The following is a 16,289-nucleotide window of genomic DNA, read 5'->3' as shown; positions in this document are numbered from 1 at the left end:
CCCCCCGGCCCGTCGGCGGCCGGACCGCTCGCGGAGGGCGACGCGGAAGCGCTCGGCCCGGCGCCCCGGCGCTCCGACTGCGCACCGGCACCTCCGAACCGGGAGCGGCCGGTCCCCGTCACCGTGGCGCCGTTCGGCTCGACGGCGGCGTCCTTCGGCTCGGCGGACCGCGAGGGCACCGGTTCCGCCCCGTCGGAGCCGACGCTCATACAGCCGGTGGACGTGGCGAGCGTGACAGCGGTGACCGCTGCCCAGCGGACAGGGACGGAGAACTGGCGCACGAGGGCACCTCCGGGGACGCGAGGAAGGACGGGGCCTGACATGAACGAGCCGGGTGCGCTGTGCCCAACTCCCGCGACCCCGCCCGGGACACGCCCGGCGGGCCGGCTCCTTCCCGACGCGCGCCCCGCGCCGGGCTCACCCGTAGCCGAGCGCGTGCAGCCTCTCGTCGTCGATGCCGAAGTGATGGGCGATCTCGTGGACGACGGTGATCTCCGTCTCGGCCACCACGTCCTCGCGCGTCCCGCACATCCGCAGCGTCGGACCCCGGTAGATCGTGATCCGGTCCGGCAGCACGCCCGCGTACCACTCACCGCGCTCGGTCAGCGGCGTGCCCTCGTACAGCCCGAGCAGTTCCGGGTCGTCGGACTCCGGCTCGTCCTCGACGAAGACCGCGACGTTGTCCATCAGCCGGGTCAGCTCCGGCGGGATCCGGTCCAGCGCCTCGGCGACCAGTTCCTCGAACGCTTCCCGCGTCATCTCCAGCACCCGGCCATTGTCCCGTACGGCCACCCGGCCCGCCCAGGCCCGCGCCCACCCCTTCGCCGGCCCGTCCACCCGCCCCTTCGCCGGCCCGTCCACCCGTCCGTTCACCCGTCCCTTCGCGGTCCGTCCCCCCGTCCGTTCACCCACCCCTTCGCCGGTCCGTCCACCCGCCCCTTCGCCCGTCCCCGCGCCCCGGCATACCCGTGCCACGACTGGGGCAGGGGCACCCAATGGCCCGCGCCCGACTCCCCCTCCGCCGCCCGATACCCCGCCGCGCCGCCCACGGGCCCCTCGCCGCGCCCCGGCCGTTCGTCCGGGCCCTCGGACTGGTCGTCGTGGTGCTGTTCGGCGCCTGGCTCGGGCTGCTCGCGGTCGGCAGCGTCCGGACGACCGTGGGGCCGATGGACACGACGATGACCCTGCGGCCCTCGCTCAGCGGCGGCACCAAGATCAACGTCTCCCCGCTCGGCGCCCTGGAGCTGGACTCGCACCACGCCCCGGTCCGCCTCGACGTGGACGTGGACCGGCTCGACCCGGTCCGCTCGCAGGCCCTGGTCCAGCACCCCGAACGGCTGGCCGGACTGGAGGACGAGGTCACGTCGGACGTCGCGGACGGCACCCGCGAGCTGGCCCTGCGCTCCTGCGTGGCGGTGGTGACCGGGGCGACGGCGCTGGGCCTCGCGGTCTACCGCCGACCGCGCCGGGCCCTGGCGGCCGGGGGGCTGGCCCTCGCGCTGCTCGCCGCGTCCGGCGTCGGCGCGTACGCCACCTGGAACCCGAAGTCGGTCCTGGAGCCGAAGTTCTCCGGGCTGCTCTCCAGCGCCCCTTCGGTCGTCGGCGATGCCCGCTCGATCGTCAGCGACTTCGACGTCTACCAGCAGGAGCTGGCCCGCCTGGTCACCAACGTCACCAAGCTGTACGACGCCACCTCGACGCTTCCCGTCTACGCCCCGGACCCGGCGACGCTGCGCGTCCTGCACGTCTCGGACGTCCACCTCAACCCGGCCGCGTGGCACATCATCGGCTCGCTCGTCGAGCAGTACGACATCGACGTGATCATCGACTCCGGCGACACGATGGACCACGGCACAGCGGTCGAGAACAGCTTCCTGGACCCCATCGCCGACCTCGGCGCCCCCTACATCTGGGTGCGCGGGAACCACGACTCGGCGGTGACACAGAAGTACCTGGCCGACAAGAAGCGCTTCCCGAACGTGCACGTCCTGGACCAGGGCCGGGCCGTAACCGTCGGCGGGCTGCGGGTCGCCGGGGTCGGAGACCCGCAGTTCACCCCGGACCGGACGGGCCCCGAGCAGGCCGAGGACGTCGAGGGGGTGGCCGGCCGCACGCTCGCCGCCGCCCTGCGTGAGCAGCAGCGGTCCGGGACACCCGTCGACATCGCCGTCGCCCATGAGCCGGAGGCGGTGAAGGAGACGGACGGCGAGGTGCCGCTGGCGCTGGCCGGCCATGTGCACCACCGGCAGAACGAGGTCCTGAAGGGCGGCACCCGGCTGATGGTCGAGGGCTCCACGGGCGGCGGCGGGCTGCGGGCCGTCCAGAACAAGAAGCCGGAACAGGTGCTCGCGTCGGTGCTCTATCTGGACCGCTCCACCCGCCGCCTGCAGGCCTGGGACGAGATCACCCTGGGCGGCCTCGGACTGACGACGGCCGAGGTCAGCCGCCATCTGCCGGCGCAGAAGCCGCCCCTCACGAGCCCGTCCCCGACCGCTCCGACCCCGTCCCCGTAAACCGTTTTGGCGAACGCCGCCGGCATCCCATATGCTTCTCACGTCCCCGACGCGCTGCAAGGCGCGCAGGTGGGCCCTTAGCCCTCATCGTCTAGTGGCCCAGGACGCCGCCCTTTCAAGGCGGTAGCACGGGTTCGAATCCCGTTGGGGGCACGCTTGAACGTGTGCGAGACTTGTCTCGCACATTGCTTGGTCCTGTGGAGCAGTTAGGAGTGCTCGCCACCCTGTCAAGGTGGAGGCCGCGGGTTCAAATCCCGTCAGGACCGCTGAGGTTTCACGTGAAACCTTGTGGCTGGGTAGCTCAGTTGGTACGAGCGATCGCCTGAAAAGCGATAGGTCGCCGGTTCGATCCCGGCCCCAGCCACCACCCGAAGGCCCCGTCCGCAGGACGGGGCCTTTGTCGTGCCGGTTCGCCTCCGTCCGCCCCGGAGGGACCGCCGCCCGAAATGGGTTCGCTCTTCCTCCGGCCCGGGTGAGATCCTGGGATCCGTATGTCTACTTCCTTCGCCGATCTCCAGTCCCGGCTCGCGCAGCTCTCGCTCCGCGACGCGAACCGGCTCGGCCGCCGCCTCGAAGGCGCCCGCCGCATCCGCAAGCCCGAGGCCCAGCGGGCCGTGCTGGACGAGATCGCCGCCCAGGCGGACAAGGCAGCCGGGCGGCTCACTCAGCGGGCCGGCCGGATGCCCGCCGTCACGTACCCCGAACAGCTCCCGGTCAGCCAGAAGAAGAACGAGATCCTGGAGGCGATACGCGACCACCAGGTCGTGATCGTCGCGGGTGAGACCGGCTCCGGCAAGACCACCCAGATCCCCAAGATCTGCATGGAGCTGGGCCGGGGTCTCCGGGGCATGATCGGCCACACCCAGCCGCGCCGGATCGCCGCGCGCACGGTGGCCGAGCGGATCGCCGACGAGCTGAAGACGCCGCTCGGCGAGACCGTCGGCTGGAAGGTCCGCTTCACCGACCAGGTGAACCCGGACGCGACCTTCGTCAAGCTGATGACGGACGGCATCCTGCTCGCCGAGATCCAGACGGACCGCGAGCTGCTCGCGTACGACACGATCATCATCGACGAGGCCCACGAGCGGTCGCTGAACATCGACTTCCTGCTCGGCTACCTGGCCCGGCTGCTGCCCAGGCGGCCCGACCTGAAGGTCGTCGTCACCTCCGCGACCATCGACCCGGAACGCTTCTCGCGCCACTTCGGCGACGCCCCGATCATCGAGGTCAGCGGGCGTACGTATCCGGTGGAGGTCCGTTATCGGCCGCTCCTCGAGGAGGACGGCGACGACGCCGACCGCGACCAGATCACCGCGATCTGCGAGGCCGTGGACGAACTCCAGGGCGAGGGCCCCGGTGACGTCCTGGTCTTCCTCTCCGGCGAGCGCGAGATCCGCGACACCGCCGACGCGCTCGGCAAACGCAACCTGCGCAACACCGAGGTACTCCCCCTCTACGCACGCCTGTCGCACGCCGAGCAGCACCGGGTGTTCCAACGCCACACGGGGCGCAGGATCGTGCTGGCCACCAACGTCGCCGAGACCTCGCTGACCGTCCCCGGCATCACGTACGTGATCGACCCGGGCACCGCCCGCATCTCCCGCTACAGCCACCGCACCAAGGTGCAGCGGCTGCCGATCGAGCGGATCTCGCAGGCCAGCGCCAACCAGCGCAAGGGCCGCTGCGGCCGTACCTCGGACGGCATCTGCATCCGGCTGTACTCCGAGGACGACTTCCTGACCCGCCCGGAGTTCACCGACGCGGAGATCCTGCGGACGAACCTGGCGTCCGTCATCCTCCAGATGACCGCCGCCGGCCTCGGCGACATCGAGAAGTTCCCCTTCATCGACCCGCCGGACCACCGCAACATCCGCGACGGCGTGCAGCTGCTCCAGGAGCTCGGCGCACTCGACCCCGCGGAGAAGGATCCGAAGAAGCGCCTCACGCCGCTCGGCCGCAAGCTCTCGCAGCTGCCGGTCGACCCGCGCCTCGCCCGTATGGTCGTCGAGGCCGACCGCAACGGCTGCGTCCGCGAGGTCATGGTCATCGCCGCCGCGCTCTCCATCCAGGACCCGCGCGAGCGGCCCTCCGACAAGCAGACGCAGGCCGACCAGCAGCACGCCCGGTTCAAGGACGAGACGTCCGACTTCCTGGCGTTCCTGAACCTGTGGCGCTACATCAGGGAGCAGCAGAAGGAGCGCGGCTCCTCCAGCTTCCGCCGGATGTGCAAGCAGGAGTACCTGAACTTCCTCCGCATCCGCGAGTGGCAGGACATCTACGCCCAGCTGCGCACGGTCGCCAAGCAGATGGGTATGGAGCTCGAGGAGTCCTCGACGGGTGCTGACGCGCCCGAGCAGGCGGTGCACACCTCGCTGCTGGCCGGACTGCTGTCGCACATCGGGCTGAAGGACACCGAGAAGAACGAGTACCTGGGCGCCCGCAGCGCCAAGTTCGCGGTCTTCCCCGGGTCCGCGCTGTTCAAGAAGCAGCCGCGGTTCGTGATGTCGGCGGAGCTGGTGGAGACGTCCCGGCTCTGGGCACGGGTCAACGCCAAGGTAGAGCCGGAGTGGATCGAGCCGCTGGCCCAGCATCTGCTGAAGCGCACCTACAGCGAGCCGCACTGGGAGAAGGACCAGGCCGCGGTGATGGCGTACGAGCGGGTCACGCTGTACGGCGTGCCGATCGTCGCCCAGCGCAAGATCAATTTCGGCCGGATCGACCAGGAGACCTCGCGGGACCTCTTCATCCGCAACGCCCTGGTCGAGGGCGACTGGCGCACGCACCACCAGTTCTTCCACGACAACCGCAAACTGCTCGGCGAGGTCGAGGAGCTGGAGCACCGCGCACGGCGCCGCGACATCCTCGTGGACGACGAGACGCTGTTCGACTTCTACGACCAGCGCATCCCCGAACACATCGTCTCCGGCGCCCACTTCGACTCGTGGTGGAAGCACAAGCGACGCGACGAGCCGGACGCGCTCGACTTCGAGCGCTCGATGCTCATCAACGAGAAGGCCGGGGCCGTCACCAAGGACGACTACCCGGACTCCTGGCGGCAGGGGAAGCTGAAGTTCCGGGTGACCTACCAGTTCGAGCCGGGCGCGGACGCCGACGGTGTGACCGTCCACATTCCGCTTCAGGTGCTCAACCAGGTGACGGCCGAGGGCTTCGACTGGCAGATCCCGGGCCTGCGCGAGGAGGTCGTCACCGAACTGATCCGCTCGCTGCCCAAGCCGATCCGCCGGCACTACGTGCCCGCGCCGAACTACGCCGCCAAGTTCCTGGACCGGGCCGTGCCCCTCCAGGAGCCGCTGCCTGCGACGCTGGCCCGCGAGCTCCAGCGGATGGTCGGGGTCCCCGTCACCGCGGACGACTTCGACCTGAGCCGGGTCCCGGACCACCTCAAGATCACCTTCCGGATCGTGGACGAGCGGCGCCGCAGGGTCGCCGAGGACAAGGACCTGGAGGCCCTGAAGCTCCAGCTGCGTCCGAAGGCCCGTCAGGCCCTCTCCAAGGCCGCCGCGGCCACCGCGGGGCCCTCCGGGGAATCCATCGAACGTTCGGGGCTGAAGGACTGGACGATCGGCACGCTGGACAAGGTCTTCGAGACGCGGAGGGCCGGTCAGCCGGTCAAGGCGTACCCGGCGCTGGTCGACCAGGAGGGAGCCGCGGCGGGCACCGTGGCCGTACGCCTCTTCGACACGGAGGCCGAGCAGGCGCAGGCGATGTGGCGCGGCACCCGGAAGCTGATCCTGCTGAACATCCCGGTCAACCCGGCGAAGTTCGCGTCGGACAAGCTGACGAACCAGCAGAAGCTGGCCCTGTCCCGCAACCCGCACGGCTCGATCCAGGCCCTCTTCGACGACTGTGCGACGGCGGCCGCCGACCGGCTGATCGCGGCTCACGGCGGCCCCGCCTGGGACGAGGCGTCGTTCCGGACGCTCTACGACAAGGTGCGCGCGGACCTGGTGGACCTGACCGTGCGCACGGTCGGCCAGGTGCAGCAGATCCTGGCGGCCTGGCAGGCGTGCGAGCGCCGGCTGAAGGCCACCAACAGCCTGGTGCTGATCAACAACGTCACGGACGTGCGCGAACACCTGGCGCGGTTGGTGCCGCCCGGCTTCGTCACCGCGACCGGCCTGCGCAGGCTGCCCGACCTGATGCGCTACCTGGTGGCGGAGGACCGCAGGCTCCAGCAGATGCCGACCAACGTCCAGCGCGACACCACGCGCATGGAGAAGGTCCACGAGATGCAGGACGAGTACGCCTGGCTGCTGGAGCAGCTGCCCAAGGGCCGGCCCGTCCCGCAGGAGGTGCTGGACATCCGCTGGATGATCGAGGAGCTGCGGGTGAGCTACTTCGCGCACGCCCTGGGCACCGCGTTCCCCGTCTCGGACAAGCGGATCGTGAAGGCGATCGACGCCGCGGCCCCGTAGGGGGTTTCCGTAACGGCACCGCCACCCGCAGTGAGTTCGACCGCACCGGCTGGACTCCTGTACAGTCTGTTTTCGCAGCCGGACGCGAGGAAGGCAGCGAAACCTGGTCCTGTGGAGCAGTTAGGAGTGCTCGCCACCCTGTCAAGGTGGAGGCCGCGGGTTCAAATCCCGTCAGGACCGCAGAACGAAAGCCCGGATCTCATCGATCCGGGCTTTCGCGCGTCTTGACCGCGGTCTTCGCCGACGAGTACTCAGAAGCCTGATGCCGCACCGCCGTTCCGGAGCGGGGAGGCGCACGTGCACCAGGAGGTCGCGATGGGGGCAGCCGCGGGCGCGAGTCGCCGCGGGCGGGCACCCGCCCGTTGCGGCTCGCCCTGAAGCCCGTGACGGCCCCGCAGGCCGCCCGGACGCCGGATCGGGCCTCCGGACCACCCGAGCCGCCCGCAAGGCGCCGACGGGCCTGCGTGCGGCCTTCGCGGGCGAGGACCTAAGTCCTCCCACGAGATGACCTTCGGCGCGGCCATCGACTTCCTCACAGTGGCAGGCTCGTAGTTGGCAACACTCGTGCGGTGTGACGGGTGTCACTGAATCAGTTTTGAGAAGGGGGGCCTTTACACCCTTCCTACAACTAGCGAATTTAATATGTGCAATTGCACCTCACGGAAGGATGTCTTCCGGATACCCCCGCACCACCCGCCGACACCCTCGGCGATGCCCCGGCCACCGGTCCGGGCCGCGCGGACTCCGCCGTGGGGCCGGCAGGGGAGCAGCTGCCGGGCGGAACCGGTGCAGGCGCAAAAAAATCGCGCTGGACCCGGCGGAGTCCAGCGCGATCGGATGACATGACCCGTACGGCACGGGTACGGCGCCCGTTGGGGCGGGCGCCCGTCATATGGAGCTATGGGTGAGCACATGGGTTGGGGGACCCAGGAGCCCAGGTGTGACGGGGTGACAGGGTTTCGTCAGGCCTCGCTGCGCTGCTGCGGAATACCCGCAAGCAGTGCGCGGACCTCTGCCTCGCGGTACCGGCGATGCCCACCGAGCGTGCGGATGGACGTGAGCTTGCCTGCCTTCGCCCAACGGGTAACCGTCTTCGGGTCCACGCGGAACATCGTGGCAACCTCAGCCGGGGTCAGCAGCGGCTCGGCATCAGGGGTGCGAGCGGTCATGAGCGGCCTCCTCGGGAGAACCGAACCATCTCGGTTCTTTCCTCTAAATTCTGCACCTTGACCCACGTTGCCCGAAATGGCGGACGCAGGCCGAGTCGGTTATAGGACGAACGGCTTGTCCTCGGCACTACAACTACACCATCCGTCCAGCCACGTCGGCCAAACCGATGGAATTGCCCTCCCAGGTGTTCATCAGCGACGGAAAGCCGATGGACCATGCCATAGCGGACAGTCACACCACCGTGACGATCAGTCACAGAGCGATCAGGAGCCATCAGACCCCCCATAGCGTGCAATGCTGAGCGATCCGCCCATACATGGACGGATGGAGCCCTCACCGGACTCCTTGTCCTATTTTGACACGAGGGGTAGGGAAGGGCGCAAGGGCCCCGTAAGTGCTATCCATCACGGTTGAGGCAAAGGCCCGGTTCGGGACGTAGGTCCCGCCACCCCTCGTGAACCTTCCGCCCCTTCACCCACACGTGTCACATCCGACACTGGTTCACGAGCCGCCCGCTCAAGGTGTCTCGGCGGTCAGTTGGCGAACTGACGGTCCCTTACGGCCCGCCAGCGCTCCGCGAGACGCGCGTACGCCTCGGCCGCCCTCTCCGCGTCGCCCGCCCGCAGCGCGGCGATCCCCTCCGCCACGTCGGCGGCGCTCCGGTCCACGCTGAGTTCCCGCTCCGGCAGCGCGTGCACGAGCCCGCCGTAGTCCAGCTCCACGAGCGAGCGCGGGTGGAACTCCTCCAGCCACCGCCCGACGTCCACCAGCCCCGTGGTCAGCGGCCCCTCGTCCATCGTCTCCCGCAACGTCCGCAGCGACCTGGCCAGCCGGCGCCGCGCCTCGACCATCGGCGTCCGGTAGCGGAACACCGGAGGCTCCCCGTCCGGCCCGGCGACCACGTGCTCCCGCTCCTCGTCCGCGAACAGCACGAACCAACGCACCGGAACCTGCCACACCGCCGTCCTGATCCACGGCCGGGCGTCCGGATTGCGCTCCGCCCACCGCTCGTGGTCCGCCAGCGCCTGGCCGCGCACCACCGGCGGCAGCACCGCGTCGAGCACCGGCCCGGGGAACAGCTCCGCCAGCCCGTCCAGCGCCAGCCAGCCGCGCAGCCGGGTCCGCCACGGGCACACGCACACCACGCCGTCCACCTCGGCCACGAACGCGTCGGCGCTCTCGTGCGCCGGCACCCCGGCGGGCGGGGTCGCCGCCAACTCGGCCAGCGAGCGCCTGAGTTCGTCCTGTGCCGTGGGCACCCGGTCGCGGGCCGCATAGCGGGCCCAATGGGCGCGTTCGCCCTCCGGGAAGGCCGCCAGTGGCTCGTACACCCGGAGGTAGGACGCGTAGGGAACCAGCACGGAAGACACCACCGACATGCGGTGATCGTGTCACGCCTGTCCCCCGGTAGGGGGTGATCCTTGGCACTGGAACAGATCTACGTGGGGGTAGGACTTACGCTCTTGCCCAGCCGGGCCGTCCGTACGGCCGGTCCGGCGGGCCCTCCCCACCTTCAGGAGGGTCTTTCCGCCGCTTCGTACTTGGGAGTCACCACAGTGACCGATGTGACCGGCGCGCCTGTCGATGTCCTGCACACCCTGTTCCACTCGGACCAGGGCGGACACGAACAAGTCGTCCTCTGCCAGGACCGGGCCAGCGGCCTCAAGGCCGTCATCGCCCTCCACTCCACCGCTCTGGGCCCCGCCCTCGGCGGCACCCGCTTCTACCCGTACGCCTCCGAGGCCGAGGCCGTCGCCGACGCGCTGAACCTCGCGCGCGGCATGTCGTACAAGAACGCCCTGGCCGGGCTCGACCACGGCGGCGGCAAGGCCGTCATCATCGGCGACCCCGAGCAGATCAAGAGCGAGGAACTGCTGCTGGCCTACGGCCGGTTCGTCGCCTCGCTCGGCGGCCGGTACGTGACGGCCTGCGACGTCGGCACCTACGTCGCCGACATGGACGTCGTGGCCCGTGAGTGCCGCTGGACCACCGGCCGCTCCCCCGAGAACGGCGGCGCCGGCGACTCGTCGGTGCTGACCGCGTACGGCGTCTTCCAGGGCATGCGGGCCTCGGCCCAGCACCTGTGGGGCGACCCGACGTTGCGTGGCCGAAAAGTGGGGGTCGCCGGCGTCGGCAAGGTCGGCCACTACCTGGTCGAGCACCTGCTCGCGGACGGCGCCGAGGTCGTGATCACCGATGTGCGCGAGGAATCCGTGCGCCGGATCACCGACAAGCACCCCGAGGTCGCCGTCGCGGCCGACACCGCCGCGCTGATCCGTACCGAGGGCCTGGACATCTACGCCCCGTGCGCGCTGGGCGGCGCCCTCGACGATCACACCGTGCCGGTGCTCACCGCGAAGGTGGTGTGCGGCGCGGCCAACAACCAGCTCGCGCACCCGGGCGTCGAGAAGGACCTGGCCGACCGCGCCATCCTGTACGCGCCCGACTACGTGGTGAACGCGGGCGGAGTCATCCAGGTCGCCGACGAGCTGCACGGATTCGACTTCGACCGGTGCAAGGCGAAGGCCACGAAGATCTTCGACACCACGCTGGCCATATTCGCACGTGCGAAGGAAGACGGCATTCCGCCGGCTGCCGCGGCCGACCGGATCGCCGAACAGCGGATGGCGGATGCCCGCCGCGGCTGACCCGCACCCCTCCGTGCGGCCGCGACCCGCCGACCGGCGAGACAAGACTCACGCCGGTCGGCGGGTCGCCTGCCGATAAGAGGTTAAAATCGCAGTTGACCAGCGAGGACAGGGCGTCTCGAGGGTCCTCTTCCGGGGCGCGTGATGCGGGCGGCGTACCGTATGGCCGCGGAAGCAGGTACCGTTAAAGCTCTACAGGCACGGTCTCTCTGCCGAGAGTCCGTCCTGAAACATGAACGCGTGTCAAGACTCTGGGGCCGTCGAGCCCCGTCACCGAGGGGGTCGAGCCATGGGGCGCGGCCGGGCAAAGGCCAAGCAGACCAAGGTCGCCCGCCAGCTGAAATACAGCACCGGCGGGACGGACCTGTCGCGTCTGGCCAGTGAGCTGGGCGCATCGACTTCGAGTCAGCCACCGAACGCGGAGCCGTTCGAGGATGACGACGAGGAAGATGACCCGTACGCACAGTACGCGGATCTGTACAACAACGACGAGGACGAGGACGAGAACGACCAGTCCGGTCCGTCGTCCAAGCGCCGCGGCGCTTGACCTCGCGCTGACACATCACCCCGGTTCGGAGCTTCTCCGGACCGGGTTTTGTGCTGCCTGCGTACGGACTGGGATGTGTGCTGCCCGCCTACGGGAAGGGCGAGGCCGCCGGTGACCGGCCGGGCCCGTCGGCCCGACCGGTGTTCCCGCTCAGCGTGCGTACGAACCCACCAGTTCGGCGCCGGTCGCGTGGTCGCCACGGGCGGTGATCTCCCCGGCGACCCAGGAGTCGACGCCCCGGTCGGCCAGCGTCGTCAGGGCCGCGTCCACGGACTCGGCGGGGACGACCGCGATCATGCCGACGCCCATGTTGAGCGTCTTCTCCAGCTCCAGCTGCTCGACCTGGCCGGCCTTGCCGACGAGGTCGAACACCGCGCCCGGCGTCCACGTGGAGCGGTCCACCGTCGCGTGCAGGTCGTCCGGGATGACCCGGGCCAGGTTGTTGGCCAGGCCGCCGCCGGTGACGTGGCTGAAGCCGTGCACCTCGGTCGTACGGGTGAGGGCCAGGCAGTCCAGCGAATAGATCCGGGTCGGCTCCAGGAGCTCCTCGCCCAGGGTCCGGCCGAACTCCTCGATCTGGCGGTCCAGCGCCCAGCCGGCCCGGTCGAACACCACGTGCCGGACGAGCGAGTACCCGTTCGAGTGAAGCCCGGAGGACGCCATGGCGATCACGGCGTCGCCCTCGCGGATGCGGTCGGGGCCCAGCAGTCGGTCGGCCTCGACCACGCCCGTACCCGCTCCGGCCACGTCGAAGTCGTCCGCGCCCAGCAGACCGGGGTGTTCGGCGGTCTCGCCGCCGACCAGCGCGCAGCCGGCCAGCACACAGCCCTCGGCGATGCCCTTGACGATGGCCGCGACACGCTCGGGGTGCACCTTGCCGACGCAGATGTAGTCGGTCATGAACAGCGGCTCGGCGCCACAGACGACGAGGTCGTCCACGACCATGCCGACGAGGTCGTGACCGATCGTGTCGTACACGCCCATCTGGCGGGCGAGGTCGACCTTGGTGCCGACGCCGTCCGTGGCGGAGGCCAGGAGCGGACGCTCGTAGCGCTTGAGCGCCGAGGCGTCGAAGAGGCCGGCGAAACCGCCGAGGCCGCCGAGACCCGCGACCTCGGGACGCTGCGTCTTCTTCACCCACTCCTTCATCAGCTCGACGGCGCGGTCGCCGGCCTCGATGTCGACGCCCGCTGCCGCGTAGGAAGCACCTGTTGTCTCAGACATTGCCTGGGATCTTTCGTGTGGAGATACGGGGCTGGGGGAAGGGCCGCCGGACGGTCCGGGTCACGGACGCCGCAGCGCGTCGGACGCCGCGGTCGCCGCGGGGCCCGCCGCCAGCTCGGTCTCCAGCAGCTGCTTGCCGAGCAGCTCCGGGTCCGGGAGCTCCATCGGGTACTCGCCGTCGAAGCAGGCGCGGCACAGGTTCGGCTTGTCGATCGTCGTCGCCTCGATCATCGAGTCGAGCGAGATGTACGCGAGCGAGTCGGCGCCCATCGAGGTGCCGATCTCGTCGACGGACATGCCGTTGGCGATCAGCTCGGCGCGGGTAGCGAAGTCGATGCCGAAGAAGCAGGGCCACTTCACCGGCGGGGACGAGATCCGGATGTGGATCTCGGCGGCGCCGGCCTCGCGGAGCATCCGGACCAGTGCGCGCTGGGTGTTGCCGCGGACGATCGAGTCGTCCACGACCACCAGGCGCTTGCCCTTGATGACTTCCTTGAGCGGGTTCAGCTTGAGGCGGATGCCGAGCTGGCGAATCGTCTGGGAGGGCTGGATGAAGGTCCGGCCGACGTAGGCGTTCTTCACGAGGCCGTTCCCGAACGGGATTCCGCTGGCCTCCGCGTAACCGATGGCGGCCGGGGTGCCGGACTCCGGCGTCGCTATGACGAGATCCGCGTCGACGGGAGCCTCGGCGGCCAGCCTCCGGCCCATCTCCACACGGGAGAGGTAGACGTTGCGGCCCGCGATGTCGGTGTCGGGGCGCGCCAGGTAGACGTACTCGAAGACACAGCCCTTGGGCTTCGCTTCCGCGAATCGCGAGGTACGCAGACCGTTCTCGTCGATGGCGACCATCTCGCCCGGCTCGATCTCGCGCACGAAGCTGGCGCCGCAGATGTCGAGGGCGGCGGACTCCGACGCGACGACCCAGCCGCGCTCCAGGCGGCCGAGGACCAGCGGGCGGATGCCCTGCGGGTCACGGGCCGCGTAGAGCGTGTGTTCGTCCATGAAGACCAGGGAGAAGGCGCCCCGCACCTCGGGAAGCACCTTGGCGGCGGCCTCCTCGATGGTCAGCGGCTTGCCGTCGTCGTCGGTCTGGCCGGCGAGCAGCGCGGTCACCAGGTCGGTGTCGTTGGTCGCTGCCACCTGGGTGGCGCGGCCGTCCTTGCGCGGGAGGTCGGCGACCATCTCCGCGAGCTGGGCCGTGTTGACCAGGTTCCCGTTGTGACCGAGGGCGATCGAGCCGTGCGCGGTGGCACGGAACGTCGGCTGCGCGTTCTCCCACACCGAGGCACCGGTGGTGGAGTAGCGGGCATGACCGACCGCGATATGGCCCTGGAGCGATCCCAGGGAGGTTTCGTCGAAGACCTGCGAGACCAGTCCCATGTCCTTGAAGACCAAGATCTGGGACCCGTTGCTCACTGCGATGCCCGCGGACTCCTGTCCACGGTGCTGCAGGGCATACAGTCCGAAATAGGTGAGCTTGGCGACCTCTTCGCCCGGAGCCCAGACACCGAAGACGCCGCAAGCGTCCTGGGGGCCCTTCTCTCCGGGGAGCAGGTCGTGGTTGAGTCGTCCATCACCACGAGGCACGCCATCGAGTGTAGGGGAGATCGACCACTGGTCCGAATTGGGGATTCCTCGTCCCACCACCGGGGAAGCCCCTTCGGGGCACACTGCCGGACCCCCCGGAGCAGTTACGCACAGTCACCGCAGCCCTTCCCCGATCTACGCGCGGCAACCGCCGGAGGGCAGGCGACGCCCGGATCACGGGCCGTTCACCGACGGGTTCCGGCCACCCCGCGGAGCCCCTGAGCGGGCCGGTGGTGGCACTGCGTGAGCCGGTCCCCCGGAGGCGGGGAGGACCGGCCCGACCGGTCGTTTCGTGGTGAGCCTCACACCGCGGGCGCCCGGTATGCGGTATCTCGGGGCACCGGCCGCGCGTCCGGGGCGGGCTCAGCCCATCAGCGGCAGCAGCTCGGAGAGGTCCGCGCGCTCGCCGCTCGCGGCGACCTTCGCCGATTCGACCTCGCGTGCCCACTCCGCACGTCCGGTCGCCAGCCGTATCCAGGTGAGCGCGTCGGTCTCCACGACGTTGGGCGGGGTGCCCCGGGTGTGACGCGGCCCCTGGACGCACTGGACCACCGCGAACGGCGGCACCCGGACCTCGACGGAACCGCCGGGCGCCCGCTCGGCGAGCGCGTCGGCGAGGAGCCGGCTGCACGCGGCGAGCGCCTGCCGGTCGTACGGGACGGAGAGCCCGGTCGCCTCGTTGAGGTCCCAGGTGTGGACGACCAGCTCCACGGTGCGGGTGACCAGGAAGTCGCCGAGGCGCATCGCCCCGACCCGGGTGGCCAGTAGGCGGTCCTCGGAGGCGCCGGGCACCAGGGCCTCGAAACGGGCGGCGGTCTCCGCGTAGAGCGCCTCCAGGTCGGGGGCGGCGGCGGCCCGTTCGGCGGTGTCGTCCGCGATCCGGGGTGCGCGGGCCGCCGTGGTGAACGGCCACTCCAGGAGGGAGACCTCGGGTTTGGCGAGGGCCGGCGCGGGAAGCTCCAGCGTCCGGCTGACGTGCGAGAGGGCCATGGTGATGTGCGCGGCGAGCTCGCGCACCGTCCAGTCACCGAGTCCGCTCGGCGCGCCGAGCTGCTGCGGGGTCAGCGTGCGCACGGCGTCCCGGACGTGGGCGAACTGGGCGAGGACCGCGGCGCGGGTCCTGGCCGGGTCGTAACGGCGGGGGCGCTTCTGCGAGGGCGGCATGTCGGGGAGCCTACGACGCGCCACCGACAGGGCGTCCGCCGCACGGGCGCGCAGCCGCCGGGTCAGGTGCGCGTCGCGCGGGCGCAGCCGCCGGGTCAGGTGCGCGTCGCGCGGGCGCAGCCGCCGGGTCAGGTGCGCGTCGCGTAGTCGCCGAGGCCCTTCTCCAGCAGGTCGAAGCCCCGGTGGGCGAGGGCGACGGCGTCGGGGGCGACCGCGGCGGCCGGTTCGCCGGCCAGCAGGCGCCTGCGGTTCTCGGTGAGCAGGGCGTTTCGCGTACCGAGCAGTTGGGAAGCCACGATGCGCGCGATGACCGGCTCCTCTCCCTCCTCGATCAGGGCCTCGGTGAGCTGTTCCTGCGTGCGCACGAAGAAGGAGTGGGCTCGGGTGAGGAGGGCGGGCGTCTCCACGATGAGCCGCACGATGCGGAGTGCCAGCGGGTGGTCGCCCATCCCCACCGACGGGTCGTGGCGCTCGATGGCCTCCACGAACTGCCGGCGCAACGCCGCGATCGCCGATTCGCCGGGCGCGCGCTCCCGCACGATCCGGGCGGCGTCGCCCACGTGCTCCTCCAACGGCGCGAAGACCAGGTCTTCCTTGCTGTCGAAGTAGTTGAAGACAGTCATCTTCGAGACATCGGCCGCGTCGGCGATCTCCGCGACGGACACCTGATCGAACCCGCGCTCGGCGAAGAGCGTGGTGGCCGCTTCCAGCAGCCGCCGCCGGGTTTCCCTCTTCTTGCGCTCGCGCAAGCCCATCCCCTCGGTCATGACCTCACTGTACCAGGATGAAAATTAATCCTGCCCGAAAAATTGACTCGGTATATTATTCATTGGACAGTGGGAACCACCACAGCGGTGCGCGTCAGCACCGTCAGGAAGGGGGACCCCAGCCATGCCGGGAACAGCCACCACGCCCGCACCACAGCAGACGACCGCGGCCGGACAGCCCGCCGGAGGCGGCCGGAGCACCACGATCGCCATGGCGCTCTGCATCGTCACGA

At 70.3% G+C, this 16,289-nt stretch carries 11 protein-coding genes, 4 tRNA genes and 1 pseudogene; 8 read left to right on the top strand and 8 right to left on the bottom strand.

The features are described from left to right. Together G3I41_RS23205 and G3I41_RS23200 are read right to left on the bottom strand one after the other, a co-directional pair. Positions 1-281: pseudogene (locus tag G3I41_RS23205) on the bottom strand (hypothetical protein); the annotation flags it as partial. A gap of 136 nt (positions 282-417) precedes the next feature. Continuing rightward, positions 418-768 carry a metallopeptidase family protein gene (locus G3I41_RS23200; RefSeq protein ID WP_343242212.1) on the bottom strand — a complete coding sequence of 117 codons (351 nt, stop codon included), beginning with the start codon at positions 766-768 and terminating at the stop codon, positions 418-420. A 227-nt stretch (positions 769-995) separates the two neighbouring features. Between G3I41_RS23200 and G3I41_RS23195 the strand changes: the two genes are divergently transcribed. The 6 genes from G3I41_RS23195 (at position 996) to G3I41_RS23170 (ending at position 7,129) form a co-directional block, all read left to right on the top strand. Next, positions 996-2,513, top strand: coding sequence for a metallophosphoesterase (locus G3I41_RS23195; protein WP_164402316.1), 1,518 nt, complete (start codon positions 996-998; stop codon positions 2,511-2,513). An 80-nt stretch (positions 2,514-2,593) separates the two neighbouring features. Beyond that, positions 2,594-2,666: transfer RNA gene (locus G3I41_RS23190), tRNA-Glu, on the top strand. 38 nt (positions 2,667-2,704) lie between these two features. After that, a tRNA-Asp gene (locus G3I41_RS23185) sits at positions 2,705-2,779 on the top strand. A gap of 24 nt (positions 2,780-2,803) precedes the next feature. Continuing rightward, positions 2,804-2,880, top strand: a tRNA-Phe gene (locus G3I41_RS23180). A gap of 124 nt (positions 2,881-3,004) precedes the next feature. Beyond that, positions 3,005-6,949, top strand: a complete 3,945-nt coding sequence (gene hrpA, locus G3I41_RS23175) for an ATP-dependent RNA helicase HrpA (protein ID WP_164402315.1) — start codon at positions 3,005-3,007, stop codon at positions 6,947-6,949. A gap of 105 nt (positions 6,950-7,054) precedes the next feature. Beyond that, positions 7,055-7,129: transfer RNA gene (locus tag G3I41_RS23170), tRNA-Asp, on the top strand. Between the two features lie 782 nt (positions 7,130-7,911). Here the strand turns inward: G3I41_RS23170 and bldC are convergent. Further along, on the bottom strand, positions 7,912-8,118 hold the full coding sequence (gene bldC / locus G3I41_RS23165; protein ID WP_003949541.1) for a developmental transcriptional regulator BldC: 207 nt from the start codon (positions 8,116-8,118) through the stop codon (positions 7,912-7,914). A 534-nt stretch (positions 8,119-8,652) separates the two neighbouring features. Continuing rightward, positions 8,653-9,498, bottom strand: a complete 846-nt coding sequence (locus G3I41_RS23160; protein WP_164402314.1) for a hypothetical protein — start codon at positions 9,496-9,498, stop codon at positions 8,653-8,655. Positions 9,499-9,675: 177 nt separating this feature from the next. On the opposite strand from G3I41_RS23160, the gene G3I41_RS23155 reads away from it, so the two are divergent. Both G3I41_RS23155 and G3I41_RS23150 read left to right on the top strand, forming a co-directional pair. Continuing rightward, a complete protein-coding gene (locus G3I41_RS23155; protein ID WP_164402313.1) occupies positions 9,676-10,767 on the top strand; it encodes a Glu/Leu/Phe/Val dehydrogenase dimerization domain-containing protein in 1,092 nt (363 codons plus the stop codon). A 289-nt stretch (positions 10,768-11,056) separates the two neighbouring features. After that, on the top strand, positions 11,057-11,314 hold the full coding sequence (locus tag G3I41_RS23150) for a DUF3073 domain-containing protein (RefSeq protein ID WP_073966783.1): 258 nt from the start codon (positions 11,057-11,059) through the stop codon (positions 11,312-11,314). 150 nt (positions 11,315-11,464) lie between these two features. Here the strand turns inward: G3I41_RS23150 and purM are convergent, their stop codons facing one another. The 4 genes from purM to G3I41_RS23130 form a co-directional block, all read right to left on the bottom strand. Further along, positions 11,465-12,538 (bottom strand): phosphoribosylformylglycinamidine cyclo-ligase, encoded by a 1,074-nt coding sequence (gene purM / locus G3I41_RS23145; RefSeq protein ID WP_164402312.1) that lies wholly within the window; start codon positions 12,536-12,538, stop codon positions 11,465-11,467. A gap of 60 nt (positions 12,539-12,598) precedes the next feature. Next, complete coding sequence (gene purF, locus G3I41_RS23140; RefSeq protein WP_164402311.1) at positions 12,599-14,125, bottom strand: amidophosphoribosyltransferase; 1,527 nt, start codon at positions 14,123-14,125, stop codon at positions 12,599-12,601. A gap of 363 nt (positions 14,126-14,488) precedes the next feature. After that, positions 14,489-15,289 (bottom strand): maleylpyruvate isomerase family mycothiol-dependent enzyme, encoded by an 801-nt coding sequence (locus tag G3I41_RS23135; protein WP_164402310.1) that lies wholly within the window; start codon positions 15,287-15,289, stop codon positions 14,489-14,491. A gap of 128 nt (positions 15,290-15,417) precedes the next feature. Beyond that, entirely contained in the window at positions 15,418-16,056 is a 639-nt protein-coding gene (locus tag G3I41_RS23130) for a TetR/AcrR family transcriptional regulator (protein ID WP_164402309.1), read from the bottom strand. Positions 16,057-16,289 lie beyond the last annotated feature (233 nt).

Source organism: Streptomyces sp. SID9727 (assembly GCF_010550605.1).
Taxonomy (GTDB): Bacteria; Actinomycetota; Actinomycetes; order Streptomycetales; family Streptomycetaceae; genus Streptomyces.
This window is presented reverse-complemented; position numbering and strand designations above follow the sequence as displayed.

What these genes read in the sequence shown, in the direction of transcription:
- G3I41_RS23195 (WP_164402316.1), top strand. Translation starts at nt 996, where the DNA reads ATGGCCCGCGCCCGACTCCCCCTCCGCCGCCCGATACCCCGCCGCGCC.
- hrpA (WP_164402315.1), top strand. Translation starts at nt 3,005, where the DNA reads ATGTCTACTTCCTTCGCCGATCTCCAGTCCCGGCTCGCGCAGCTCTCG.
- bldC (WP_003949541.1), bottom strand. Translation starts at nt 8,118, where the DNA reads ATGACCGCTCGCACCCCTGATGCCGAGCCGCTGCTGACCCCGGCTGAG.
- G3I41_RS23160 (WP_164402314.1), bottom strand. Translation starts at nt 9,498, where the DNA reads ATGTCGGTGGTGTCTTCCGTGCTGGTTCCCTACGCGTCCTACCTCCGG.
- G3I41_RS23150 (WP_073966783.1), top strand. Translation starts at nt 11,057, where the DNA reads ATGGGGCGCGGCCGGGCAAAGGCCAAGCAGACCAAGGTCGCCCGCCAG.
- purM (WP_164402312.1), bottom strand. Translation starts at nt 12,538, where the DNA reads ATGTCTGAGACAACAGGTGCTTCCTACGCGGCAGCGGGCGTCGACATC.
- G3I41_RS23135 (WP_164402310.1), bottom strand. Translation starts at nt 15,289, where the DNA reads ATGCCGCCCTCGCAGAAGCGCCCCCGCCGTTACGACCCGGCCAGGACC.
- G3I41_RS23130 (WP_164402309.1), bottom strand. Translation starts at nt 16,056, where the DNA reads ATGACCGAGGGGATGGGCTTGCGCGAGCGCAAGAAGAGGGAAACCCGG.